The organism is Melioribacteraceae bacterium (assembly GCA_030584085.1).
Lineage (GTDB): Bacteria > Bacteroidota > Ignavibacteria > Ignavibacteriales > Melioribacteraceae > SURF-28.
Map to the genome: position 1 here is coordinate 1572278 of CP129490.1, position 20917 is coordinate 1593194.

General features: G+C 36.1%; 17 protein-coding genes. 12 read left to right on the forward strand and 5 right to left on the reverse strand.

The features are described 5' to 3' along the window. Positions 1-43: 43 nt before the first annotated feature. The 4 genes from QY331_07135 to QY331_07150 are packed head-to-tail and all read left to right on the forward strand — an operon-like array spanning position 44 to position 4166. Positions 44-469, forward strand: coding sequence for a hypothetical protein (locus QY331_07135; GenBank protein WKZ71023.1), 426 nt, complete (start codon positions 44-46; stop codon positions 467-469). A gap of 6 nt (positions 470-475) precedes the next feature. Next, a complete protein-coding gene (locus QY331_07140; protein ID WKZ71024.1) occupies positions 476-1348 on the forward strand; it encodes a permease-like cell division protein FtsX in 873 nt (290 codons plus the stop codon). 18 nt (positions 1349-1366) lie between these two features. Then, positions 1367-1885, forward strand: coding sequence for an SLBB domain-containing protein (locus QY331_07145; GenBank protein ID WKZ71025.1), 519 nt, complete (start codon positions 1367-1369; stop codon positions 1883-1885). Positions 1886-1901: 16 nt separating this feature from the next. Further along, positions 1902-4166 carry a polysaccharide biosynthesis tyrosine autokinase gene (locus QY331_07150; protein WKZ71026.1) on the forward strand — a complete coding sequence of 755 codons (2265 nt, stop codon included), beginning with the start codon at positions 1902-1904 and terminating at the stop codon, positions 4164-4166. A gap of 130 nt (positions 4167-4296) precedes the next feature. On the opposite strand, the gene groL is transcribed toward QY331_07150, so the two are convergent. The 5 genes from groL to QY331_07175 all read right to left on the reverse strand — a co-directional run bounded on the left by groL (position 4297) and on the right by QY331_07175 (position 10076). Then, the gene (groL, locus tag QY331_07155; GenBank protein ID WKZ71027.1) at positions 4297-5934 is read right to left on the reverse strand and encodes a chaperonin GroEL; all 1638 of its coding nucleotides are present in this window, start codon (positions 5932-5934) and stop codon (positions 4297-4299) included. A 65-nt stretch (positions 5935-5999) separates the two neighbouring features. Then, positions 6000-6296 carry a co-chaperone GroES gene (groES, locus tag QY331_07160; GenBank protein ID WKZ71028.1) on the reverse strand — a complete coding sequence of 99 codons (297 nt, stop codon included), beginning with the start codon at positions 6294-6296 and terminating at the stop codon, positions 6000-6002. A 658-nt stretch (positions 6297-6954) separates the two neighbouring features. Further along, positions 6955-8259: an adenylosuccinate lyase gene (gene purB / locus QY331_07165; protein WKZ71029.1), complete on the reverse strand. Its 1305-nt coding sequence runs from the start codon at positions 8257-8259 to the stop codon at positions 6955-6957. After that, positions 8252-9433, reverse strand: coding sequence for a trypsin-like peptidase domain-containing protein (locus tag QY331_07170; GenBank protein WKZ71030.1), 1182 nt, complete (start codon positions 9431-9433; stop codon positions 8252-8254). Before QY331_07170 ends, purB begins: the two co-directional genes overlap by 8 nt. After that, positions 9420-10076, reverse strand: a complete 657-nt coding sequence (locus tag QY331_07175) for a glycerol-3-phosphate acyltransferase (GenBank protein ID WKZ71031.1) — start codon at positions 10074-10076, stop codon at positions 9420-9422. Before QY331_07175 ends, QY331_07170 begins: the two co-directional genes overlap by 14 nt. Before the next feature lie 507 nt (positions 10077-10583). Here QY331_07175 and glgP point away from each other — a divergent pair. The 8 genes from glgP to rfbC all read left to right on the forward strand — a co-directional run bounded on the left by glgP (position 10584) and on the right by rfbC (position 20862). Then, positions 10584-13151 carry an alpha-glucan family phosphorylase gene (gene glgP, locus QY331_07180; protein ID WKZ71032.1) on the forward strand — a complete coding sequence of 856 codons (2568 nt, stop codon included), beginning with the start codon at positions 10584-10586 and terminating at the stop codon, positions 13149-13151. Between the two features lie 4 nt (positions 13152-13155). Further along, positions 13156-14052 (forward strand): hypothetical protein, encoded by an 897-nt coding sequence (locus QY331_07185; GenBank protein ID WKZ71033.1) that lies wholly within the window; start codon positions 13156-13158, stop codon positions 14050-14052. Between the two features lie 740 nt (positions 14053-14792). Beyond that, complete coding sequence (locus QY331_07190) at positions 14793-15962, forward strand: DegT/DnrJ/EryC1/StrS family aminotransferase (GenBank protein ID WKZ71034.1); 1170 nt, start codon at positions 14793-14795, stop codon at positions 15960-15962. Positions 15963-16324: 362 nt separating this feature from the next. Then, positions 16325-17707, forward strand: a complete 1383-nt coding sequence (locus tag QY331_07195) for a nucleotide sugar dehydrogenase (GenBank protein WKZ71035.1) — start codon at positions 16325-16327, stop codon at positions 17705-17707. Positions 17708-17874: 167 nt separating this feature from the next. Beyond that, entirely contained in the window at positions 17875-18825 is a 951-nt protein-coding gene (locus QY331_07200; protein ID WKZ71036.1) for a Gfo/Idh/MocA family oxidoreductase, read from the forward strand. Between the two features lie 174 nt (positions 18826-18999). Further along, positions 19000-19590 carry a DapH/DapD/GlmU-related protein gene (locus QY331_07205; protein WKZ71037.1) on the forward strand — a complete coding sequence of 197 codons (591 nt, stop codon included), beginning with the start codon at positions 19000-19002 and terminating at the stop codon, positions 19588-19590. Positions 19591-19745: 155 nt separating this feature from the next. Next, positions 19746-20117 (forward strand): GxxExxY protein, encoded by a 372-nt coding sequence (locus QY331_07210; GenBank protein WKZ71038.1) that lies wholly within the window; start codon positions 19746-19748, stop codon positions 20115-20117. 196 nt (positions 20118-20313) lie between these two features. Continuing rightward, complete coding sequence (rfbC, locus tag QY331_07215) at positions 20314-20862, forward strand: dTDP-4-dehydrorhamnose 3,5-epimerase (protein WKZ71039.1); 549 nt, start codon at positions 20314-20316, stop codon at positions 20860-20862. Positions 20863-20917: the final 55 nt, after the last annotated feature.

The following is a 20917-nucleotide window of genomic DNA, read 5'->3' on the forward strand; positions in this document are numbered from 1 at the left end:
AATATTTATATCGGTAAGCTGTGTAAATCCGTTTGCACCGGCATTGGATGAGAACATCTCAGGTGGCGACGGTCTAATCACCGATCAGACTAATATCAACGGTGTTTTTCAAAATTTCCAATACGCTTATAGTTTCAGAGATACTACAATTTATGGGGATTTATTAGCGAAAGATTTTATATTTACATACCGAGATTATGATCTTGGTTTTGATATTTCCTGGGGCAGGGAAGAAGAAATGCGTGTTACTTATGGATTATTCCAAAACGTTCAACGTCTTGATCTTATTTGGAATGAAATTGTTTCCCTAACATCCGATTCAACAAATATTATTAGAAGCTTTGATTTAACTATTACCTTTAATCCAACAGACATTATTGATGTCGATGGAAGAGTTAATTTAACACTTCGAAAAAATGAAAACAGTAAATGGCAAATTGTTAACTGGCTTGATGAATCCAACTTCTAAATTTATATGATACTATTTTATTTATCCGAAGCTTTCCGATCGATCAAGCAATCTAAACTTGCATCCTTTATCACTATTGTTTCTCTCGCGATTGCAATCCTTGCTACTAATACTTCGGTTTTGCTTTTATTGCTTTCTAATAAAATTGACAGCGAGTTGAAAGAAAGAGTTGAACTTGATATTTTCTTGAAAACGGAACTATCACAATCAGAAATTGATTCATTCGGTTCACAGCTTAAAAAAGATCAACGTCTGCAGTACGTCAGATTTATTTCTAAAGATCAAGCTGAAAAGAATTTTATTGAAGAGACAGGAGAAGATTTCAAATCGATTTTGGAAGCAAATCCATTGCCGTCTTCGTTTAAAGTGAAATTTAAATCTGAAGTTGTTGCCGAAAACGCAATACAAAAATTTGTATCCGAAATTGAAAAAAACAAAGTTGTAGACGAAGTAATTTATGACTACTCAACAATCATTTCTCTAATTAATTTTATAAATTCAAGTAAGTATATAATATTCGGTATCTCATTTGTGTTTGTATTACTTGCGATATACTTAGTATATTCCACAAATAAATTACAGATTGAGCATAAGTTAGATAAATATAATACCATGAAATTGGTCGGAGCAAAGGTAAGCACACTTAAAATACCAATATATTTAACCGGAATTTTCTTCGGAATAATTGCAGGTGTAATCTCTATCACATTCATATTGGGCATCGGTGAGTTTATTCAAAAATTTTATTATAATTTTAATTTCCTTAATTATATTTATTTTGGTACATTAATTATCTTATTTTCTGGTATTGTTTATGGCATACTTGGAAGTATGATCACATCGCGTGGTATTACATTAAAAATTAATAAACTCAAATAAGCTTTTCAGAGGAATTTTATGAAGCTAAAATATCTTCTTTTGTTGCTGCTCTTTGCAACTATTTCGGTCATCGGACAGGTTAAAGATTATGAAATTGGCGTCTCCGCTATTGATAGAACTGCCAGGCAAGGCGGATTGTATGATTACTCCGATCCTTCCTCCGTAAATATGAAAGTAGCCGTTTGGGGTTTTATGCGTTATCCGGGTAGATATATCGTTCCCATAAATACAACTGTAGCCGATTTACTTTCCTATGCAGGAGGACCAACCGACGATGCAAATTTGGAGGATGTTAGACTCTATCGTGTGCTCGAAGATTCATCACAGATTATGATGAAAATAAATTATAATGACCTTCTATGGGAAAGTCATCTCGAGAGACCTAAAAAATTTATTCCATCTTTGAAAGGTGGTGACATATTATTGGTACCAGGCGCTCCACGTTTGTACTTTAAGGATTGGTTTAGTATCACCTTATCGGTTGTTTCTACTCTGATTTCTCTGGCTATCTTAATTATAAATATTGTTAGAAAATAATTCCGAGGTATTACAAGTGAAGAATCAAGATTTTATGCAAGAACAAAATGAAACGACATTAAAAGATTATATAAATTTAATAAGACAGAATCTACTTCCGATAACCGTTATTACTTTAGCGGCTGTTGGTATTGCCATCTTCTATGCACTCACAGCTACGAATATTTATACCAGTACAACTTCAATGAAGTTGAACAAACCTTCCGGAAATATTTTGGAAGCACCTCTTTTACCAGAATTCCAAGATTTTGGAAGTGATCGCTTTATTGCAAATGAAATAGAAATTTTAAAAAGTTACACTACAAGATATCAAGTCGCACAATCTCTTATAGATTCTTTTAGAATCTCAGATCATCCTGAAGATTTCCATTTAATTTATGACCAGGAAAAATTTTTCGATAACAATGAGCGAAGAGAATTAAAATCTTTAAATTCTTTGGCTGGAATGTTTTCTTCTGCAGCCGGCGTAGTTACTATTGAACAAAAAAGGGGATTGGATATTGTCGAAATTTCGGTCGAATCACCTTCCCCTAAAGAAGCAGCTTTAATAGCAAACATCTATGCCGATAGCTATCTGAATCTAAATCTTAATTATAATAGAAAACAACTTGTAGTAGTAAAAGAATTTCTTGAAGAGCAGCGAAAAGGTAAACTTGATGAACTTTTATTTGCCGAAGAACAGTTAAAAACATATCAGGAGGAAAGAGGTGTTGTTGATATTACTCAACAAGCACGTGCTTTAATTGATCAGTTGACTACCTTTGAGTCGCAAAGAAATTCGACACGTATTGATATGACCATTTCTAAAAAAAGTTTGGATCAATACAAGAATGAACTTGAAAAACAAGATCCGAGGATTAAGGATTATTTGGAAAGTTTTGCCGCAGAACCATATATCAAGAGTTTGCAGACTCAGATAGCTCAATTACAATCGCAGAGAGACTTGGCTTTATCCAATATTGAACAAGGAAGTATTTCTAATAGTCCGGTTACACGCGAGTATGATAAAAAGATTGAGGACTTAAAAAATAAACTAAATGATCAAATCCAAGTTTATAAAGCTGGAATTTTTGCGTCAAACCCTGAGCAGATCCAAGAACTTACTGCAAAAGTTTTGGAAGAGGAAGTACGTTATCAATCATTATATTCATCATATAATGAATTAGATGAACTTGTTCAGAGATATGAAACAAGATTTAATGAAATGCCGAAACGTACTCTTGATCTAGCACGGCTCCAAAGAATTAAAGAAGCAAACGAGAAACTTTATTTATTAGTCGAAGAAAAATATCAAGAAGCTCAGATAAACGAGCAGTCAACCCCCGGCAACGTTTTAATTGTTGATGATGCTAGGGTCGCTGATCAACCTTCCAAACCAAATAGAGTTTTAATTATTGCCGTTGGCTTAGTCCTAGGACTTGGTTTAGGTTTTGGTTTTGCATTTATTAAAAATTATTTTGATAATACCGTTAAGACTCCCGAAGAATTGCAGCAGAAAAATATTAGCTTACTTGCATGGATTCCTGAAATGTTTATCGCCGATAAACAAAAGGCATCCGGAAGTGAGTTCATCGTCAATAAAAAATCCGATTCCACAGCTAGTGAAGCTTACAGAGCGCTTCGTACAAGAATTCGATATTCGGGAACGGAAGGAAATTTACCTAAGAAATTATTAGTTACGTCTTCATCGGCAGGTGAAGGGAAAACTACTACCGCCGTAAATCTAGCAGGTAGTTTTGCTCAGGCTAATCAAAAAGTTTTATTACTCGACTGCGATTTGCGTAAACCCAGAGTTCATAAGGTTTTCGGTGATGAACGTTATCCCGGATTTATTGATTATTTCTTCGGGCAAGCTACATTTGATGAATTAATAAGAAAAACTGAACAGGCAAATCTTTATTATATAACAGGTGGCACTATACCTCCTAATCCCGCAGAAATTCTCGGCTCTCATAAGATGGAAGAATTCCTTGCAAAATTAGAAACACAATTTGATTTAATTATCATCGACTCACCACCAATCATCGCTGTGACGGATTCTGAAATTTTAGCTCAAAGTGTTGACGGTGTTGCTTTGGTTATTGCAGCAGGTATTACCGAGTACGATATTCTATACAAATCACTAGATGTGCTTAAAATGGCTAAAGCTCAATTCCTTGGTACTATCCTTAACAGATTCGCATATAGACCTGGTTACGGTTCTTATTACAAGTATTATTACTATTATTACAATACAACCGGTAATGGTAAAGAGGATAGGAAAAAGCTCTCAAAAGTATAATCGATTTATCTGAATTTTCGATACATAAAAAAAGCAGTCAAATTATTGACTGCCTTTTTTATTTCACGTCTCACATCTCTGTACTCATTTCTCACATCTCTATACTCACATCTCAAATCTCACATCTATCTTAGTACATTCCATCCATGCCGCCCATACCGCCCGGAGGCATAGCTGGAGCTTTTTCATCTTCTGGTTTTTCATATACTACTGCTTCGGTTGTAAGTAACAATGCTGAAACAGAAGCTGCATTTTGCAATGCTGTTCTTGTTACTTTAGTCGGATCAATTACACCGGCTTTGTAAAGGTTTTCATATTCTTCGGTGGCGGCGTTAAATCCGAAATCATCTTTACCTTCAAGAACTTTATTGAAAACAACAGCACCTTCTAAACCGGCATTTCTTACTATTTGTCTTAGAGGTTCGCCTAATGCTTTTTCAATTATCTTTACACCGGTTGTTTGGTCTAAGTTTTCGCCTTCTAGATTAGCTAAAGTAGAAATTGCTCTTACTAGTGCAACACCACCGCCGGGTACAATACCTTCTTCGACTGCTGCACGTGTAGCATGAAGCGCGTCTTCAACTCTTGCTTTCTTTTCTTTCATTTCGATTTCTGTTGATGCACCGATTTTTAGCACTGCAACACCACCGGAAAGTTTTGCTAATCTTTCTTGTAGTTTTTCTCTGTCATAATCTGAAGTCGTGTTTTCAATCTGAGCTTTAATTTCATTTATTCTTTTCTTGATTTCGTCTGAACTTCCTGCACCTTCAACAATTGTTGTGTTGTCTTTGTCAATATTAACTTTTGAAGCAGTACCTAAGTATTCAACGGTAGCGTTTTCTAATTTGAATCCTCTTTCTTCTGAGATCACCGTACCGCCGGTCAATACTGCAATATCTTCCAACATAGCTTTTCTTCTGTCACCGAATCCGGGAGCTTTTACTGCACATACTTTTAATGTTCCGCGTAATTTGTTCACTACTAATGTTGCAAGTGCTTCACCTTCAAGATCTTCTGCAATTATCAACAATGGTTTACCTGATTGAGCAACTTTTTCAAGAACAGGTAGTAAATCTTTCATCGCTGAGATTTTCTTGTCGTGAATTAATATAAATGGATTTTCTAATTCAGCTTCCATCGATTCTGAATTTGTTACGAAGTAAGGGGATAAATAACCTCGATCAAATTGCATTCCTTCAACAACTTCTAATCCGGTTTCTGTACCTTTTGCTTCTTCAACTGTGATTACACCGTCTTTGCCGACTTTCTCCATTGCATCTGCAATTAAGTTACCGATTGTCTTGTCGTTATTTGCTGAAATCGAACCCACTTGAGCTATTTCATCTCGTCCTTCAACATCACGACTTAGTGATTTTAAATATTCGACAACTTTAATAACAGCTAAATCTATACCTCTTTTGAGATCCATTGGATTTGCACCGGCTGTTACGTTCTTTAAACCTTCTCTGTAAATTGCTTGTGCTAAAACTGTTGCTGTTGTTGTTCCGTCACCGGCAACATCACTTGTTTTAGATGCAACTTCACGAACCATCTGTGCACCCATATTTTCATTCGGGTCCTCAAGTTCAATTTCTTTTGCGACTGTTACACCGTCCTTTGTTACTGTTGGTGCGCCAAATTTTTTATCGATGATAACGTTACGCCCTTTTGGGCCGAGTGTTACTTTAACGGCATTAGCAAGTTTATCAACACCCTGCTTTAAGGCATTTCTCGCTTCACTGCCGTATTCAATTATTTTAGCTGACATATTAATGTCCTCCGTTTTTTATTTATAATAATGCAAAATTTTTATTTCGTGTATGATGCACTTTGTTAATTAACGATTCCGTAAATATCTGATTCACGCATGATCAAATATTCTTCGCCTTCAATGTTTACTTCGGTTCCCGAGTATTTTCCGTAAAGAACTTTATCGCCTTTCTTTACCGACATTTTAACTTCTTTACCTTCTTCTGTTACTCTTCCGGGACCAACAGCTATAATAGTTCCTTCAATCGGTTTTTCTTTAGCTGTGTCAGGTAGAATAATTCCACCTTTGGTCTTCTCTTCAGCTGCCATCGGTTTTACGACTACTCTGTCTGCCAATGGTTGAATTTTGAAATCTGCCATGGTTTATTCCTCCGTTTATGTTGTTTGTTTAATTGAAAAATTAATATTAGCACTCATTATTGACGAGTGCTAATATATAACATAAGCTGTGATTTGTCAAGCGTAGGTTCGATGAAAAGTTGTGAAAATTAAGCAGATTCGAAATATTTCTTGAGATATCTGATCTTCTTTTAGATTAAATGTATGTCTTTTATTAAAAAATTAATATGTGATTTTTTAGATAAGATTTGGAATTTGTGATACGAATATCAGTAAATGGGATTACTACACCTTTAGACATGGAAGATTTTTTTAATCTATTTCAGGACAAGACATTTTATTCTGACTCCTAACTTCTGTCTTCTGCTTTTTCACATTTGACGTTTTCCTTTTGCCCTTTGCTTTATTCTGACTCCTGTATTCTGACTTCTGCTTTTACTCCGTGAAACTCTGTGTTATGCTTTTGCTTAAAATTTTTCTCTGATCTGTCTAAACCTTAATAGCACGAATATGTGAATTGATGAATTATCGGATTGACGAATTACTAATTTTGTTTCATTTTTCGATCTTTGCTTTATTCTGAGTTCTGACTTCTGTATTCTGACTTCTGCTTTTACTCCGTGAAACTCTGTGTTATGCTTTTATTCTGACTCCTGTATTCTGACTCCTGACTTCTGCACTACCACTCTCTCTCAACCGAACGAGCAAAAATATAATCAACATTCTTAAGCATTTTTTTGCTGTCGAACACTTCATCGATTTCTTCTTTTGTTAAAAGCTTACTCACATCACTATTATTCAAAAGTTCATCCCTTAAATTCTTGGACTTATCATTCCATACATCCATCGAGCATGTTTGAACTAGTTTATATGCTTCTTCTCTGGTAATACCTTTATTTACTAACATCAACAAAATAGTTTGAGAGAATACTAATCCTCTTGTAAGATTTAAATTCTCTAACATTTTATCCGGATATATTATCAAATTATCAACAAGCTTTATCATCAAATCAAGCATATAATTCATCAATATGCAGCTATCCGGCATAATAACTCGTTCAACAGAAGAATGTGAAATATCTCTCTCATGCCAAAGGGCAACATTCTCAATTGCCGCCATTGCATTGGATCTGATTAATCTTGCCAATCCGGTAATCCTTTCGGAAACTATCGGATTACGTTTATGCGGCATCGCGGATGAACCTTTTTGTCCTTTTGAGAAAAACTCTTCGGCTTCTAGGACTTCGGTTCTCTGCAAGTGACGAATTTCAATCGAAATTTTTTCTAACGATGCGGCAACAATTGCAAGCGTTGAGATAAATTCTGCATGTCGGTCACGTTGAATTACTTGCGTAGAAACCGGTGCCGGCTTTAATCCCATCTTTTCACAAACATACTCTTCAACTTTAGGGGAAAGGTGTTCGAATGTTCCTACCGCTCCTGAAATTTGTCCCACACTTATTGATTCAATAGCATTTTCTAAACGATTAATATTCCTTTTACATTCTTCATACCAAAGTGCAAATTTTAATCCCATTGAAGTCGGTTCGGCGTGTATGCCGTGACTCCTTCCTACACATACAGTATTTTTATGTTCATATGCTCTTTTCCTCAAAACATTCTTTAACTCAATTAATTGCTTTAATAAAATTTCACCGGATGATTTTAATTGGTAGGAGAGTGTTGTATCTAAAATATCCGAAGATGTCATCCCGTAATGAATATGTCTTGATTCCGGTCCGACATATTCTGCAACATTCGTTAAAAAAGCAATCACATCATGTTTTGTTGTTTCCTCAATTTCTAAAACTCGCTTCACGTCAAACTTTGCTTTTGATTTAATTACGTCAACATCTTCTACCGGGATTTCACCAAATTTAGCTCGTGCTTCACATGCAAGTATCTCAATTTTAAGCCAAGTTGAATATTTGAATTCATCTCCCCAAATTTTGCCCATCTCGGGACGTGTATATCTCTCAATCATTTCGCTTTTCTAATCTCATTGTTTTTGTAATTGTTTTGTTTTCTCTGATAATTGTAAGTGTAAAAGTATCACCCGTTTTGAATTCCTGAAGCACTCCGATCAACGTATTGTCGTCATTGATTTTGTATTTGCCGACTCTCAATATTATATCACCAACCTTTAAATCAGCTTTTTCTGCCGGAGAATTCGGAGATACATTTGTTACTATTACACCTCGTGTGGATTGTAAGTTGTAATATTTTGCAATGCCTTCATCAACCGCTTGGATTCTCAATCCAGTCCAAAAATCTCTATCTACTTTACCGTTACGTTTTAATTCATTAATGATCTTTTCAATTTTCTCGACCGGAATTGCGAAACCGACTCCGACATTCCCGCGTGAGCCGTCGGCTGTGAATATCAATGTATTCATTCCAATTAATTCACCTAAGCTGTTCACAAGCGGACCGCCGCTGTTTCCCCCGTTTATCGCCGCATCGGTTTGAATCATGTTAACGTAGTACCTGTTATTAGCTTGACCTAAATTCATTCCGGTTGAACTAATTACTCCAACCGTAACTGTAGGTTGATCGTTAATGTCAAACAATCCGAAAGGATTTCCAAGTGCTACAACCCATTCACCGATTAGTAAATCATCCGATTTGCCGAAGGGGACATATGGAAGATTTTTTGCGTCAATTTTTAATAAACAAATATCCGAAACCATATCACTTCCAATTACTTCGGCTTTGTACTGCATTCCGTCTGTCATGGTTACTATGACTTCAACCGCATTTCCCGCGACGTGATCGTTGGTTACGATATATCCATCGGGCGAAATAATTACACCGCTTCCCAAACCTTGAACACGTTGTTGCCTTCTGAAATAATCTCTGAAATATGGATCATCTCTAAAAAAGTTGTACCAAGGCGATCGTATTTCACGGATTTCCACAACGTTAATTCCTACTACAGCCGGACTAACATTCTTAATTGTCTTCGTTATGATTGTTTCTCTGCCGCGTGAAATCGAATCCGTGATAGAAGCTTTCTCAATCACTAAAGAAGAATCACTTTCATTAACTTGTGTATTTTCATCGGCAAATCCTTCATTGTAATAAAAGATTGCAAAAATGCCTGATAAAATTAATATCGTAATAAACGACGAAAGAAAAGCTACTTTAATTTGTTTCATTGGTATCCTTAATAGATTTTCTCTTTTGATTTAAAAACCACTCCTTGAAAGGTTCTATATGTTTGCTCATTATTATTGCCATAACAAATGCAACCGATATCCCAAATATCCAATTTTCATCGGCACTTTCATTTGTATATTTATTTAATATATCGGAATTGGAAAGAGCAATTGCGCCGGTTAAAATTGTAGCGGCCATATTAGCAAAATGAATGTGACGTCTGAATAAATATGCTACAATCCAAAATGCAATCCATATCACGGGAATCGCATATACGAATAGAATACTTCCTCCTAATGCAGTTGCTAAACCTCTTCCGCCCTTGAAATTAATCCATGGTGAATAACAATGAGACAAGACCGCGCCAGTTATAGCAAGTGACGAATACAGAAAATCATCACCAAAAATATTTTGAACTAAATACACAGCCAAGAATCCCTTAGTAAAATCGATAATGAAAACTACAATGCCGATTAGATACGAGTTGCTGACCTCAAACGAGTTCATCGCTCCTACATTACCCGAACCCGCTTCGGTAATGTTGACCCCCTTTAACTTTTTCATAAGTATATATGCTGTAGGAAGAGAACCGAATATAATTCCAATCATCATAGAAATTAAAAATTCCATTACCACTTTCATTTTATTTGAAATTCCAATTTAACATTTTGTCCCCGAATTTAATAATGCATTTGTTTCGAACCTCGTTAAACTATATTATATAATTCTCAATATTAGCGAATTTGCGAATTCCCGGATTCACGAATTATTAATTTAGTTTCATCCTTTACCTTTGCTTTTCTGCTGACTCCTGCTATTGAACTTCCCCATTTTTCCAATACTCCAACACTCCATCACTCCATCACTCCATTGCTCCATTTCATTCCATTCAACTCTGAAACCCAGCATTCGTTTGATCTTTACCCAAGATGAAGACGGGCTTTTAAAACTTCACGTCTCACATTTGACGTTTTTCATTTGTCTTTTACCTTCTTAATTTTCCCCACCTCCTGACTTTTGCCAAAATGATTCATATTTTTCACTTTACTATTTTCACAGAAAAGAAATCACTAAAAATCAATATTGATATTAGTTTTTTTTGATACTAAATAGCTTGTCATTTATTTTGACTAAACTTATGGAGTATTCATGGTTAACTTTATTGGGACCTTCAACGTCGTCCCATCGTTACCTAAAAAATTATCAGCACTATTAGATATAGCATATAATTTGTATTGGACTTGGAATCAAGATGCGGTTGAACTCTTTCGTAGATTAGACAGAGATCTCTGGGATTTGTTAAATCACAATCCCGTTTTACTGCTTGGTAAGATCAATCAAGAACGATTACTCGAAGCCGCTAATGATGACGGATTTTTGGCACACCTGAACAGAGTAGATAATGACCTGAAAACCTATCTTCAAGAACAGTCTTGGTATCAAAAAAATTACAAAAAAGAAAAAGAACCATACGTTGCTTACTTTTCAGCAGAATTTGGGCTAACTGAATGTCTGCAAATTTATTCGGGTGGATTGGGAGTTTTAGCCGGTGATCACTTAAAATCTGCTAGCGATTTGGGTGTCCCGCTAGTCGGAGTTGGACTCGGTTACCGGGAAGGTTATTTCCAGCAATATTTATCAAGCGATGGATGGCAGCAAGAACGTTATGAAATGACTGACTTTTATAATCAACCGTTGACTCTTGTTACTGATAAAGATGGTAATCCGATAAAAATTGATCTTCAATTTCCCGGCCGAAAAGTCTTCTTCCAAATTTGGAAAATTCAAGTCGGTCGTGTTCCTTTATTCTTATTAGATACTTATGTTGACGAAAACAGCGAAGAAGATAAGAACATTACAAGATCACTATACGGCGGAAATGTTGAGACAAGAATTCAGCAGGAAATTGTACTTGGTATCGGCGGTATTCGTGCTCTTCATGCAATGGAACTGATTCCTGTTGTTTGCCACATGAATGAAGGACATTCGGCATTCCTCGCTCTTGAACGTATAAGAACATTGATTAATAAAAATAATCTTACCTTCGATCAAGCACGTGATATAAATTTGTACTCGAACGTATTTACAACCCACACTCCGGTCCCTGCCGGAATCGATGTCTTCCCGAATGAACTTATTGAAAAATATTTCGGAGACTATTATAGAAAAGAACTTGGAATCGGCGATAAACAGTTCTATAAACTCGGTACAATTATTAAACATAAAGAACCATCTAACTTCAATATGGCTCATCTTGCGATGAACATGGCTTCTTTTGTAAATGGTGTTAGTAAATTGCACGGACATGTATCTAAAAAAATGTGGGTTGCCGGTTATCCCGATATCCCATTCGATGAAATACCAATTGATTATGTTACAAACGGTATTCATACAATGTCACATCTATCGTATGATATGAATGAACTGTTCTATCGTTATCTGGGTGATAAATTTATTTACGATCCGGCAGATAAAAGTGCATGGGAATCAATAAATGAAATTCCGGATGAAGAACTTTGGCGTACTCATGAAAGAAGAAGAGAAAGATTAATTGCATTTGCGAGAAAGAGATTAAAACAACAGATCATTAATAGGGGAGGATCCGATTCCGAAATTAGATCAGCTTCCGAAGTGCTTAACGCATCCGCTCTCACAATAGGATTTGCAAGAAGATTTGCTACTTATAAAAGAGCGACACTAATATTTAAAGATATCGAACGACTAACAAGTATTCTCTATAACGCAAAACGCCCCGTGCAATTGATCATTGCCGGTAAAGCTCACCCAAGAGATGAAGAGGGTAAAGCGTTAATCCAAGAAATTATTGATCTTGCAAAGGATGATATGCTCCGTAAGCGCGTTGTCTTTCTTGAAAATTATGATATGAACGTAGCTCGCTATATGGTTGAAGGTTGTGATATTTGGCTAAATAACCCACGCCGGCCTTTAGAGGCTAGCGGAACATCCGGTATGAAAGTGATAGCAAATGGTGGCCTCAATTTTAGTGTGCTGGATGGCTGGTGGGATGAAGGTTATACTCATGAAGTCGGTTGGAAAATTGGCAACGGTGAAGAATATGATGATCTCGATTATCAAGATGAACTTGAATCAAGAATGATATATGATACTCTAGAAAACGAAATTGTACCGAAGTTTTATGAGAGAGGAGATGACAAGCTCCCGCGTGATTGGATTAAAATGATGAAAGCTTCTATGAAAAATCTTGGTCCGGTCTATAATACCAATCGAATGGTTGAAGAATATACAAGCAAGTTCTATGTAAATTCTCTTGAAAAAAGAACACAACTCCTAAAAGATAATTGTAAAACAGCAAAAGAGTTTTCCGCTTGGAAATCTCATGTATTGCAAGGTTGGAGTAAATTAAATTTTGTGAAAGTTGAACATGTAAAAGATTCTTCTGATATAAAAGTCGGTTCAAAGTTTACAGTAACTGCCGAAGTCGATCTTGGTGACCTTTCGCCTGATGATGTTGAAGTTCAAATATACTTCGGTAAATTAGTAGCCAACGGAGATACTCAAAATAATTCTTATTCAATAATGAGCCATGTTGCAAAAGGGAAAACAAAAGTGCATAATTACAAAGGTGAAATTACTTGTAAGGATACAGGCCAGTTTGGTTACACCTTAAGAATATTGCCGAAACATAAATTGCTCGTGAATCCGTTTGAACTTGGCGTAATTAAGTGGGTTAAATAATTTTATGCTTCTTGAAACACTCGACATACGAAAAAAAGATGTAATGATTTTCTCCCAAAATCGTTTTGATTTTAATGACAATTTTAGAATAATTAATAAATCACATAAAATAAAACGTCCTAGAAAAATCAGCTACTTCGATGTATGCGAAATTGTGAAAGATCCTATCCCAAAAAATTTAATTGTGTATCGACTTCTTACAAATGTATCCGAACTTGACGGCTATTCAACTAAGTATGGTTACTTTATAAAAATTAACGGCAAACCGGAATTGATTTACTTCGATCCGGTTTTTGCTATTAAAGATATTAGACATTTAAGGTTTGACTTCGATCCCGATTTATTCCGATTCAAAATTCAACAGCTTGGACTTTCTTCTAATCGTGTTCAAGGCAATGAAGCCGATTATGATGAAGTATTTTCCTTTGACTTAAAAGCTCACGAAGCACAAAACCAAAACGATAAAATTTTCGCCGATGCGATTTTTGCATTCGATGATTCTTATATTGATGAAGATGAAGATATTGATGATGATTTTTTAATTGAACAAAAATTACATGTCGATTTAGCGAAAGATTTTAAGAGTGAAGGTATTACCAGACTCGAAAATATTTCCGAAGAGAATTCTATTATTAAAGAAAAACTTTCCAAAGCCAAATTTGCAAACGCGGATCATAGTAATTTGAAACGCGATGAGAAAATTGATAAACTCAAGCAAGCGCTCGGCATAAACCAAGCAAAGAATTCGCAAGTCCTTGACGATGAAGTTGAGGAACAAAAAAAATCTTCATCAACTCCAAACGAATCACTCTTCGATCTATTTAAAAGTACTGCTAAATTCTCCGATCTAGAATCACGTAAAAATCAATCCTTCATACTAAAACTCGAAAAAAACAAGTGAGTCGCCCTTAATCATTAATAGCATGAATTAGCGAATTCTCGGATTTACGAATTCACGAATTTCATATTTGTTTTTTCCTTTGAACTTTGTCTTTTATTCTAACTCCTTACTTCTGTCTTCTGAATTCTGCTTTAATAACTTTGTCCTTTATCCCTTGTCCTTTGAACTTGACTCCACTGCCTTTGCTTTTTCTGACTTCTGACTTCTGAATTCTGAGTTCTGACTTCTGAATCCTGACTTCTGCTTTCTCACATTTGACGTTTTCCTTTTGCCCTTTGCCTTTGCTTTATCTGACTTCTGTCTTCTGTTTTAAAAACTTTGTCCCTCGTCCCTTGTCCTTTATCCCTTGTCCTTTGAACTTGACTCCACTGCCTTTGCTTTTATTTATTCTGACTCCTGACTTCTGAATTCTGACTTCTGCTTTTACTCTGTGTCTTCTCCGTGAAACTCTGTGTAATGCTTTTGACTTTGCCTTTCACTTTTTCCTTTACAATTTGGGTTTTCCACTTTGAGTTTTATTTCTGCCTTTAACGTCTCACGTTTCACATTTGCCTGTCTCGTCGTAGCCGTTTTTTGGCGAAGACGGAACTTTATCCTTTGTCCATTATCCTTTGAACTTGACTTTCCTGAATTCTTCCTCTTCTACTTAAAAAAAATTCTTAAAATGAAATTAGAATATTTCTCTCCAAACCTGTAACTTAAAGCTTATAATTTATCATTTTTCGTTTACGGAGAATTTTATGAAAGTCCCTTTACTTGACCTCAAACCTCAATACAATTCACTTAAAAAAGAACTAGACGAAGCACTAATAAGAGTTGCCGAATCACAGTACTTTATACTCGGACCCGAAGTAGAAAAAATGGAAAAAGAATTCTGCGAATTCCTTGGAGCAAAACATTCATATGGAGTTTCCTCCGGTACAGACGCACTCTTACTTGCATTGATGGCAATTGGAATTGAACCCGGTGATGAAGTAATTCTTCCGACATATTCGTTCTTCGCGACTGCAGGTGTTGTCGCTAGATTAAACGCGGTTCCGGTTCTAGCCGAATGTGATCCGGTTACTTTCAATATTGATCCAAACGATATAGAAAAAAGAATTACGGATAAAACTAAAGCTATCGTTCCTGTTCATCTGTATGGACAAAGTGCCGACATGAATCCTATTATGGCAATCGCTGAAAAATATAATTTATTCGTAATCGAGGATGCCGCACAAGCTATTAGTACACAATATAAAGATGGCAGATCTGTCGGAACTATAGGACATATTGGCTGCTACTCATTTTTCCCGAGTAAAAATTTAGGATGTTTTGGTGACGGTGGACTCGTTACAACCAACGATGATGATCTTGCATATAAATTAAAAATTATGCGTGTGCATGGCGGCGATCCGAAATATTATCATAAAGTAATCGGTGGTAATTTTAGAATTGATGCTCTTCAAGCTGCTGTGCTTAGTGTAAAACATCCTCATCTTAATTCTTGGTCGGAGGGAAGAAGAAATAATGCAAAACTTTATACAAAACTTTTTATTGAGAAAGGTTTAGCGCAACAAGAGGGAATGATAAATTTTGATGCCGACAATAAAATTCTTCTACCAGCTGCGGTTTATAAATCTGATATGTTGCAAAATTACCACATCTATAACCAGTATGTTGTAAGAGTTCAACAAAGAGATGAATTAAGAGCCTTTTTAACCGAGAATTCAATCGGCACGGAAATTTATTATCCTATTCCTTTCCATTTACAGGAATGTTTTTCTTATCTCAATTATGCAAAAGGTGATTTCCCGGTTTCCGAATTCTGTGCTGATTCATCCTTGGCTCTTCCGATTTATCCGGAACTTTCTTATGAACAAATTGAATTTGTCGTTCAAAAAATTCATGAGTTTTTGTCAAAGAAATGAGGAGTTGGACATTCAATTGCAAATGCTTTCTTTGCGCATTGAGATAGGTCATACCAATAACATTAAACTTTTTTTAGAATCGAAGATGTGTTATCTTAAATCTTGATTTTTTTTGAGATACACAATTCTAATTGTACTTATTTTCTAGGGCAATAATCTCACTGACTGAGATTATAAATAAACATATACACTAATTACTTCCGACCATGATTGAGTCCAAATTGTGACTTACTTGGCGAAGCTGTATCTAAAGGCAATTTATAATTGAGAATTTATAATTAATAATTAATCTTGGTGCTACTTTGTGTTTCCTTTGTGATACCTTGTGGCCATTTCTAAATCAAATAACTCAATGATAAAAAATGGAAAACAAAAAATTACTTCTACAAAAAATTAACAACAAATCAGCCGTCGTGGGCATTGTTGGACTCGGTTATGTCGGGCTTCCGCTCGGACTCGAATTCATTGAAAGTGGTTTCAAAATTGTCGGCTTTGATGTTGATGAAAGAAAAATTCCCATTCTCTTAAAAGGGGAAAGCTACATCAAACATATCAAACACGAAAGAATCAAAAAAGCGGTCGATACCGGAAGATTCGATGCGACTACCGATTTCTCACGTTTACCCGAAGTTGATGCTATAATTATCTGTGTGCCGACTCCGCTTGACGAACATCGCGAACCGGATATGTCATACGTCGTAAATACTGCGGAAACAATTCAACGGTATTTGAGACCAGGACAAATTGTAACTCTCGAATCAACAACTTATCCCGGTACAACCGAAGAAATTTTACTCCCACTATTCCAAAACGCTCCACAAGTTCAGAAAGAATCAGAAATCTCCCCCCTTACCAAGGGGGGAGACACAGAGGGGGGTTTTAAGGTGGGCCAAGATTTCTTCCTCGCATTCTCACCCGAACGCGAAGACCCGAACAACCCCAGTTACACGACTAAAACCATCCCGAAAGTAATTGGTGGTGTTACACCCGACTGCCTCGAAGTCTCTAAAGCTTTATACGACGCTGTTCTCGATCAAACTGTCGCTGTAAGTTCACCCCGCGCAGCAGAAGCAACTAAACTTTTAGAAAATATTTATCGATCGGTTAATATTGCATTGGTTAACGAACTTAAAATGGTTTTCCATCGTATGGATATTGATATATGGGAAGTCATCAATGCGGCATCCACAAAACCATTTGGTTATCACCCGTTTTATCCCGGACCGGGTCTGGGCGGACATTGTATCCCGATCGACCCTTTCTATCTTACTTGGAAAGCTCGCGAATATGAAGTCAATACTAAATTTATCGAACTGGCAGGGGAGATTAATACCTTTCAACCTTACTATGTTGTTAACCGTACTATGGACATTCTTAATGACCACGGTAAGTCTCTAAAAAATTCGAAAGTTTTAATTCTCGGAGCGGCTTATAAAAAGAATATCGATGATATGCGTGAATCACCGTCACTGAAATTAATCGAAATCCTTCGCTCTAAAGGTGCCGAAGTTGATTACAACGATCCCTACGTTCCTAAACTTCCTGCGACTCGTAAATATAATTATGATATGAACTCGGTCGAATTAACTAAACCGAATCTCGGTAGATATGATTTAGTATTATTATCCACAGATCACGATGATTATGATTATGAATTCATTATCCAAAATTCAAAATTAGTAATCGATACAAGAAACGCATTCACCAAACACAGCATCAAAAGCGAAAAACTCTTCGATGCTTAACCTTTATTAATAATATAGTTTTGTAACTTGATTCAGATTCAGTACCACTAAGTAACTTAAAGTTATTCACCAAGTTTCACATTGTAAAAAATCTTTGCGAAACTTTGTGTGTACTTAGTGCGACTTTGTGAACCAAAATTTTATATAACCAAATTATAAATTCTAAATTGACTAAAAACTTCGCACTCACCGGCATTGCCGGCTATATCGCACCACGACATCTTAAAGCAATCAAGGAAACCGGCAACAACTTAATCGCTGCCATGGATCCACATGATTCCGTTGGCATTCTCGATCAATATTTCCCTGAGACGAGCTTCTTCACCGAATTCGAACGCTTCGATCGTCACCTTGAAAAATTACGTCGTGAGGAGCCTGAAAATAAACTAGATTATCTTTCTATCTGTTCTCCCAATCATCTTCACGATGCACATATTCGTCTTGGACTCCGCTTAGGTGCCGATGTAATCTGTGAGAAACCCCTAGTTCTTAATCCGTGGAATCTCGATATTCTTGAAAATCTTCAAAATGAATTCAAACAAAAAATTTATACTGTTCTGCAGTTACGTGTGCATCCTGCTTTAATTGAATTGAAAAATAAAATTGATGCAGATAACAGTGATAAGAAAAAAGAAGTTGTCTTGACTTACATAACTTCAAGAGGTAACTGGTACAACTTTTCGTGGAAAGGTGATGTGAGAAAATCGGGTGGGGTGGCGACTAACATCGGTATCCATTTCTTCGATCTTCTTATGTGGTTCTTCGGTAAACCGGTTCATTCAGAAGTGCATATTAATCAAGATGATAAAATGGGGGGATTCATAGAACTCCCTAATGCAAATGTAAAATGGTTCCTCTCAATCGATGGGAATGATTTACCAAAGTCAGCTATTGATGCAAAACAAAGAACTTATCGATCGATTCTAATTGATGATAATGAAGTCGAATTCACACAAGGCTTCACGGATTTACATACACTAATCTATCAAAATGTTTTAAACGGCAGCGGCTTCGGAATCGAACACGCCCGCCCCTCAATAGAACTTGTACACAATATTAGAAACGCCAAAGTTCTAGTAAAGTCAGAAAAAGAAAATCTGCATCCAAACCTTAAATAATTTTCGTATTGTTTGAGATTTTGTATCACAACGTTTCACAAAGTAATCTCAAAGTCTCACAATGTAAACCATAATTATTATCTTTGTGAAACTCTGTGCCTGCCCGCCTCTGGCGTGGTGTACTTCGTGTAACCTTGTGACCTAAAAACTTTCAATTAATGGATTGAGAAAATAATGGATCAACCCCAAAATTACTACATCGATAAACACGCCGTAGTCGACGAAAACGTCTCCATCGGCGAAGGAACTAAAATCTGGCACTTCAGCCACGTACAATCCGGTACAATAATAGGTAAAAAATGTGTACTCGGACAAAATGTAAACGTCGGCAACAATGTCTCCATCGGCAATTATTGCAAAATCCAAAACAACGTTTCCGTTTATGAAGGAGTAACTTTAGAGGACTATGTATTCTGCGGACCCTCAATGGTATTCACCAACATACTCGATCCGAAATGCAAATACCCCCAAGTCGGTGCGCAGTTCTATGTTAAGACATTGGTTAAAGAAGGAGCATCAATAGGTGCCAATGCCACAATAGTTTGCGGTAATACACTAGGTAAACATTGCATGATCGGAGCGGGGAGTGTCGTGACAAAAGATGTACCAGATTACGCTTTAATGGTCGGCATACCTGCCAAACAAATCGGCTGGGTCTCCGAAGCCGGAAAAAGATTATCATTCGATAAAGATGGAATCGCCCATTGTTCTAAATCCAACAAAACCTACAAACTGGAAAATAATAAAGTAACTGAACTGGAATGAAAGTTAATTTTACGAATTGTTTGAGTTTGCGTATCACCAAGTATCACAAAGGAAACACAAAGTACCACAGAGTAAATACCTATATAGCCAATTAAATTTTGTTGTGTAACTTTGTGTGTACTTAGTGAAACTTTGTGACCCAAGTTCTTAAACCAATGACTGAAAACCAAATCAGCAAAATAATTCTCGATTGTGCGTTTAAAGTCCACACAAATCTTGGTCCTGGTTTACTGGAAAATACCTACAAAGAATGCCTGCTTTACGAACTTCTTAAAACTGGATTGCGAGTTGAAAAAGAAAAACCAATGCCACTTATCTACGAAGAAATTAAACTTGAATGCGGATATAGAATTGATTTATTAGTAGATAAAAAAGTAGTAGTAGAACTAAAGTCAGTTGATGCATTCAATGAAGTTCATATCGCTCAAACGTTGACCTACATGAAGCTTTCCGACTGTAAGCTTGGCTTGTTACTAAATTTTAATGTAAAATCTCTTAAGAATGGAATCAAACGCTTAATACTTTGAGCAACTTTGTGTGTACTTTGTGTAACTCTGTGACCTATTTTCTTGTAATCAAAGTCCCACAACGTAAAATAAATAGCTTAGTAACCCAGCATTTGTAAATTGTTTGATTTTTCGTTTTGCAATGTATATTAATGAAATAAATAACTTCGTGAAACTTTGTGATGTACTTTGTGTAACGTTGTGACCTACTTTTCTCATGCTTATTAAATCAACCAACATACCTGATGTAAAACTAATAACTCCCAAAGTCCATTCCGACGATCGCGGCTACTTCTTCGAATCGTTCCGCCAAGATCTGTTCGAAAGAGAAATCGGAAAAATAAACTTCGTTCAAGATAACGAATCAAAATCTTCATTTGGAGTTTTACGCGGACTCCATTACCAGCTGCCCCCATTCGCACAATCAAAACTGGTTCGTGTAATCAAGGGTAAGGTACTCGACATAGCAGTCGATATTCGTAAATCATCAGAATATTTCGGTAAATATGTTGCGGTTGAATTATCCGAAGAAAATAAATTGCAAATGTTCATCCCGCAAGGATTCGCTCACGCATACCTTGTATTAAGCGACGAAGCAATATTCCAATACAAAGTAGATAACTACTATTCACCTCAACATGATAGAGGAATAATTTACAACGATCCGGCACTAAACATAAATTTACCCATAGATGATTCTAAACTAATCATCTCAAACAAAGACAAAAATTTACCAAAGTTGCAAAATGCAGAACTGTTTGAATAAAGAATAGGAATACTGGAAAGTTGGAAGAGTGGAAATATGGTGTTAATCTTGAGCG

What these genes read in the sequence shown, in the direction of transcription:
- QY331_07170 (WKZ71030.1), bottom strand. Translation starts at nt 9,433, where the DNA reads ATGAAACAAATTAAAGTAGCTTTTCTTTCGTCGTTTATTACGATATTA.
- QY331_07195 (WKZ71035.1), top strand. Translation starts at nt 16,325, where the DNA reads ATGGAAAACAAAAAATTACTTCTACAAAAAATTAACAACAAATCAGCC.
- purB (WKZ71029.1), bottom strand. Translation starts at nt 8,259, where the DNA reads ATGATTGAGAGATATACACGTCCCGAGATGGGCAAAATTTGGGGAGAT.
- QY331_07185 (WKZ71033.1), top strand. Translation starts at nt 13,156, where the DNA reads ATGCTTCTTGAAACACTCGACATACGAAAAAAAGATGTAATGATTTTC.
- QY331_07140 (WKZ71024.1), top strand. Translation starts at nt 476, where the DNA reads ATGATACTATTTTATTTATCCGAAGCTTTCCGATCGATCAAGCAATCT.
- groL (WKZ71027.1), bottom strand. Translation starts at nt 5,934, where the DNA reads ATGTCAGCTAAAATAATTGAATACGGCAGTGAAGCGAGAAATGCCTTA.
- glgP (WKZ71032.1), top strand. Translation starts at nt 10,584, where the DNA reads ATGGTTAACTTTATTGGGACCTTCAACGTCGTCCCATCGTTACCTAAA.
- QY331_07205 (WKZ71037.1), top strand. Translation starts at nt 19,000, where the DNA reads ATGGATCAACCCCAAAATTACTACATCGATAAACACGCCGTAGTCGAC.
- rfbC (WKZ71039.1), top strand. Translation starts at nt 20,314, where the DNA reads ATGCTTATTAAATCAACCAACATACCTGATGTAAAACTAATAACTCCC.
- QY331_07175 (WKZ71031.1), bottom strand. Translation starts at nt 10,076, where the DNA reads ATGAAAGTGGTAATGGAATTTTTAATTTCTATGATGATTGGAATTATA.
- QY331_07190 (WKZ71034.1), top strand. Translation starts at nt 14,793, where the DNA reads ATGAAAGTCCCTTTACTTGACCTCAAACCTCAATACAATTCACTTAAA.
- QY331_07145 (WKZ71025.1), top strand. Translation starts at nt 1,367, where the DNA reads ATGAAGCTAAAATATCTTCTTTTGTTGCTGCTCTTTGCAACTATTTCG.
- groES (WKZ71028.1), bottom strand. Translation starts at nt 6,296, where the DNA reads ATGGCAGATTTCAAAATTCAACCATTGGCAGACAGAGTAGTCGTAAAA.
- QY331_07210 (WKZ71038.1), top strand. Translation starts at nt 19,746, where the DNA reads ATGACTGAAAACCAAATCAGCAAAATAATTCTCGATTGTGCGTTTAAA.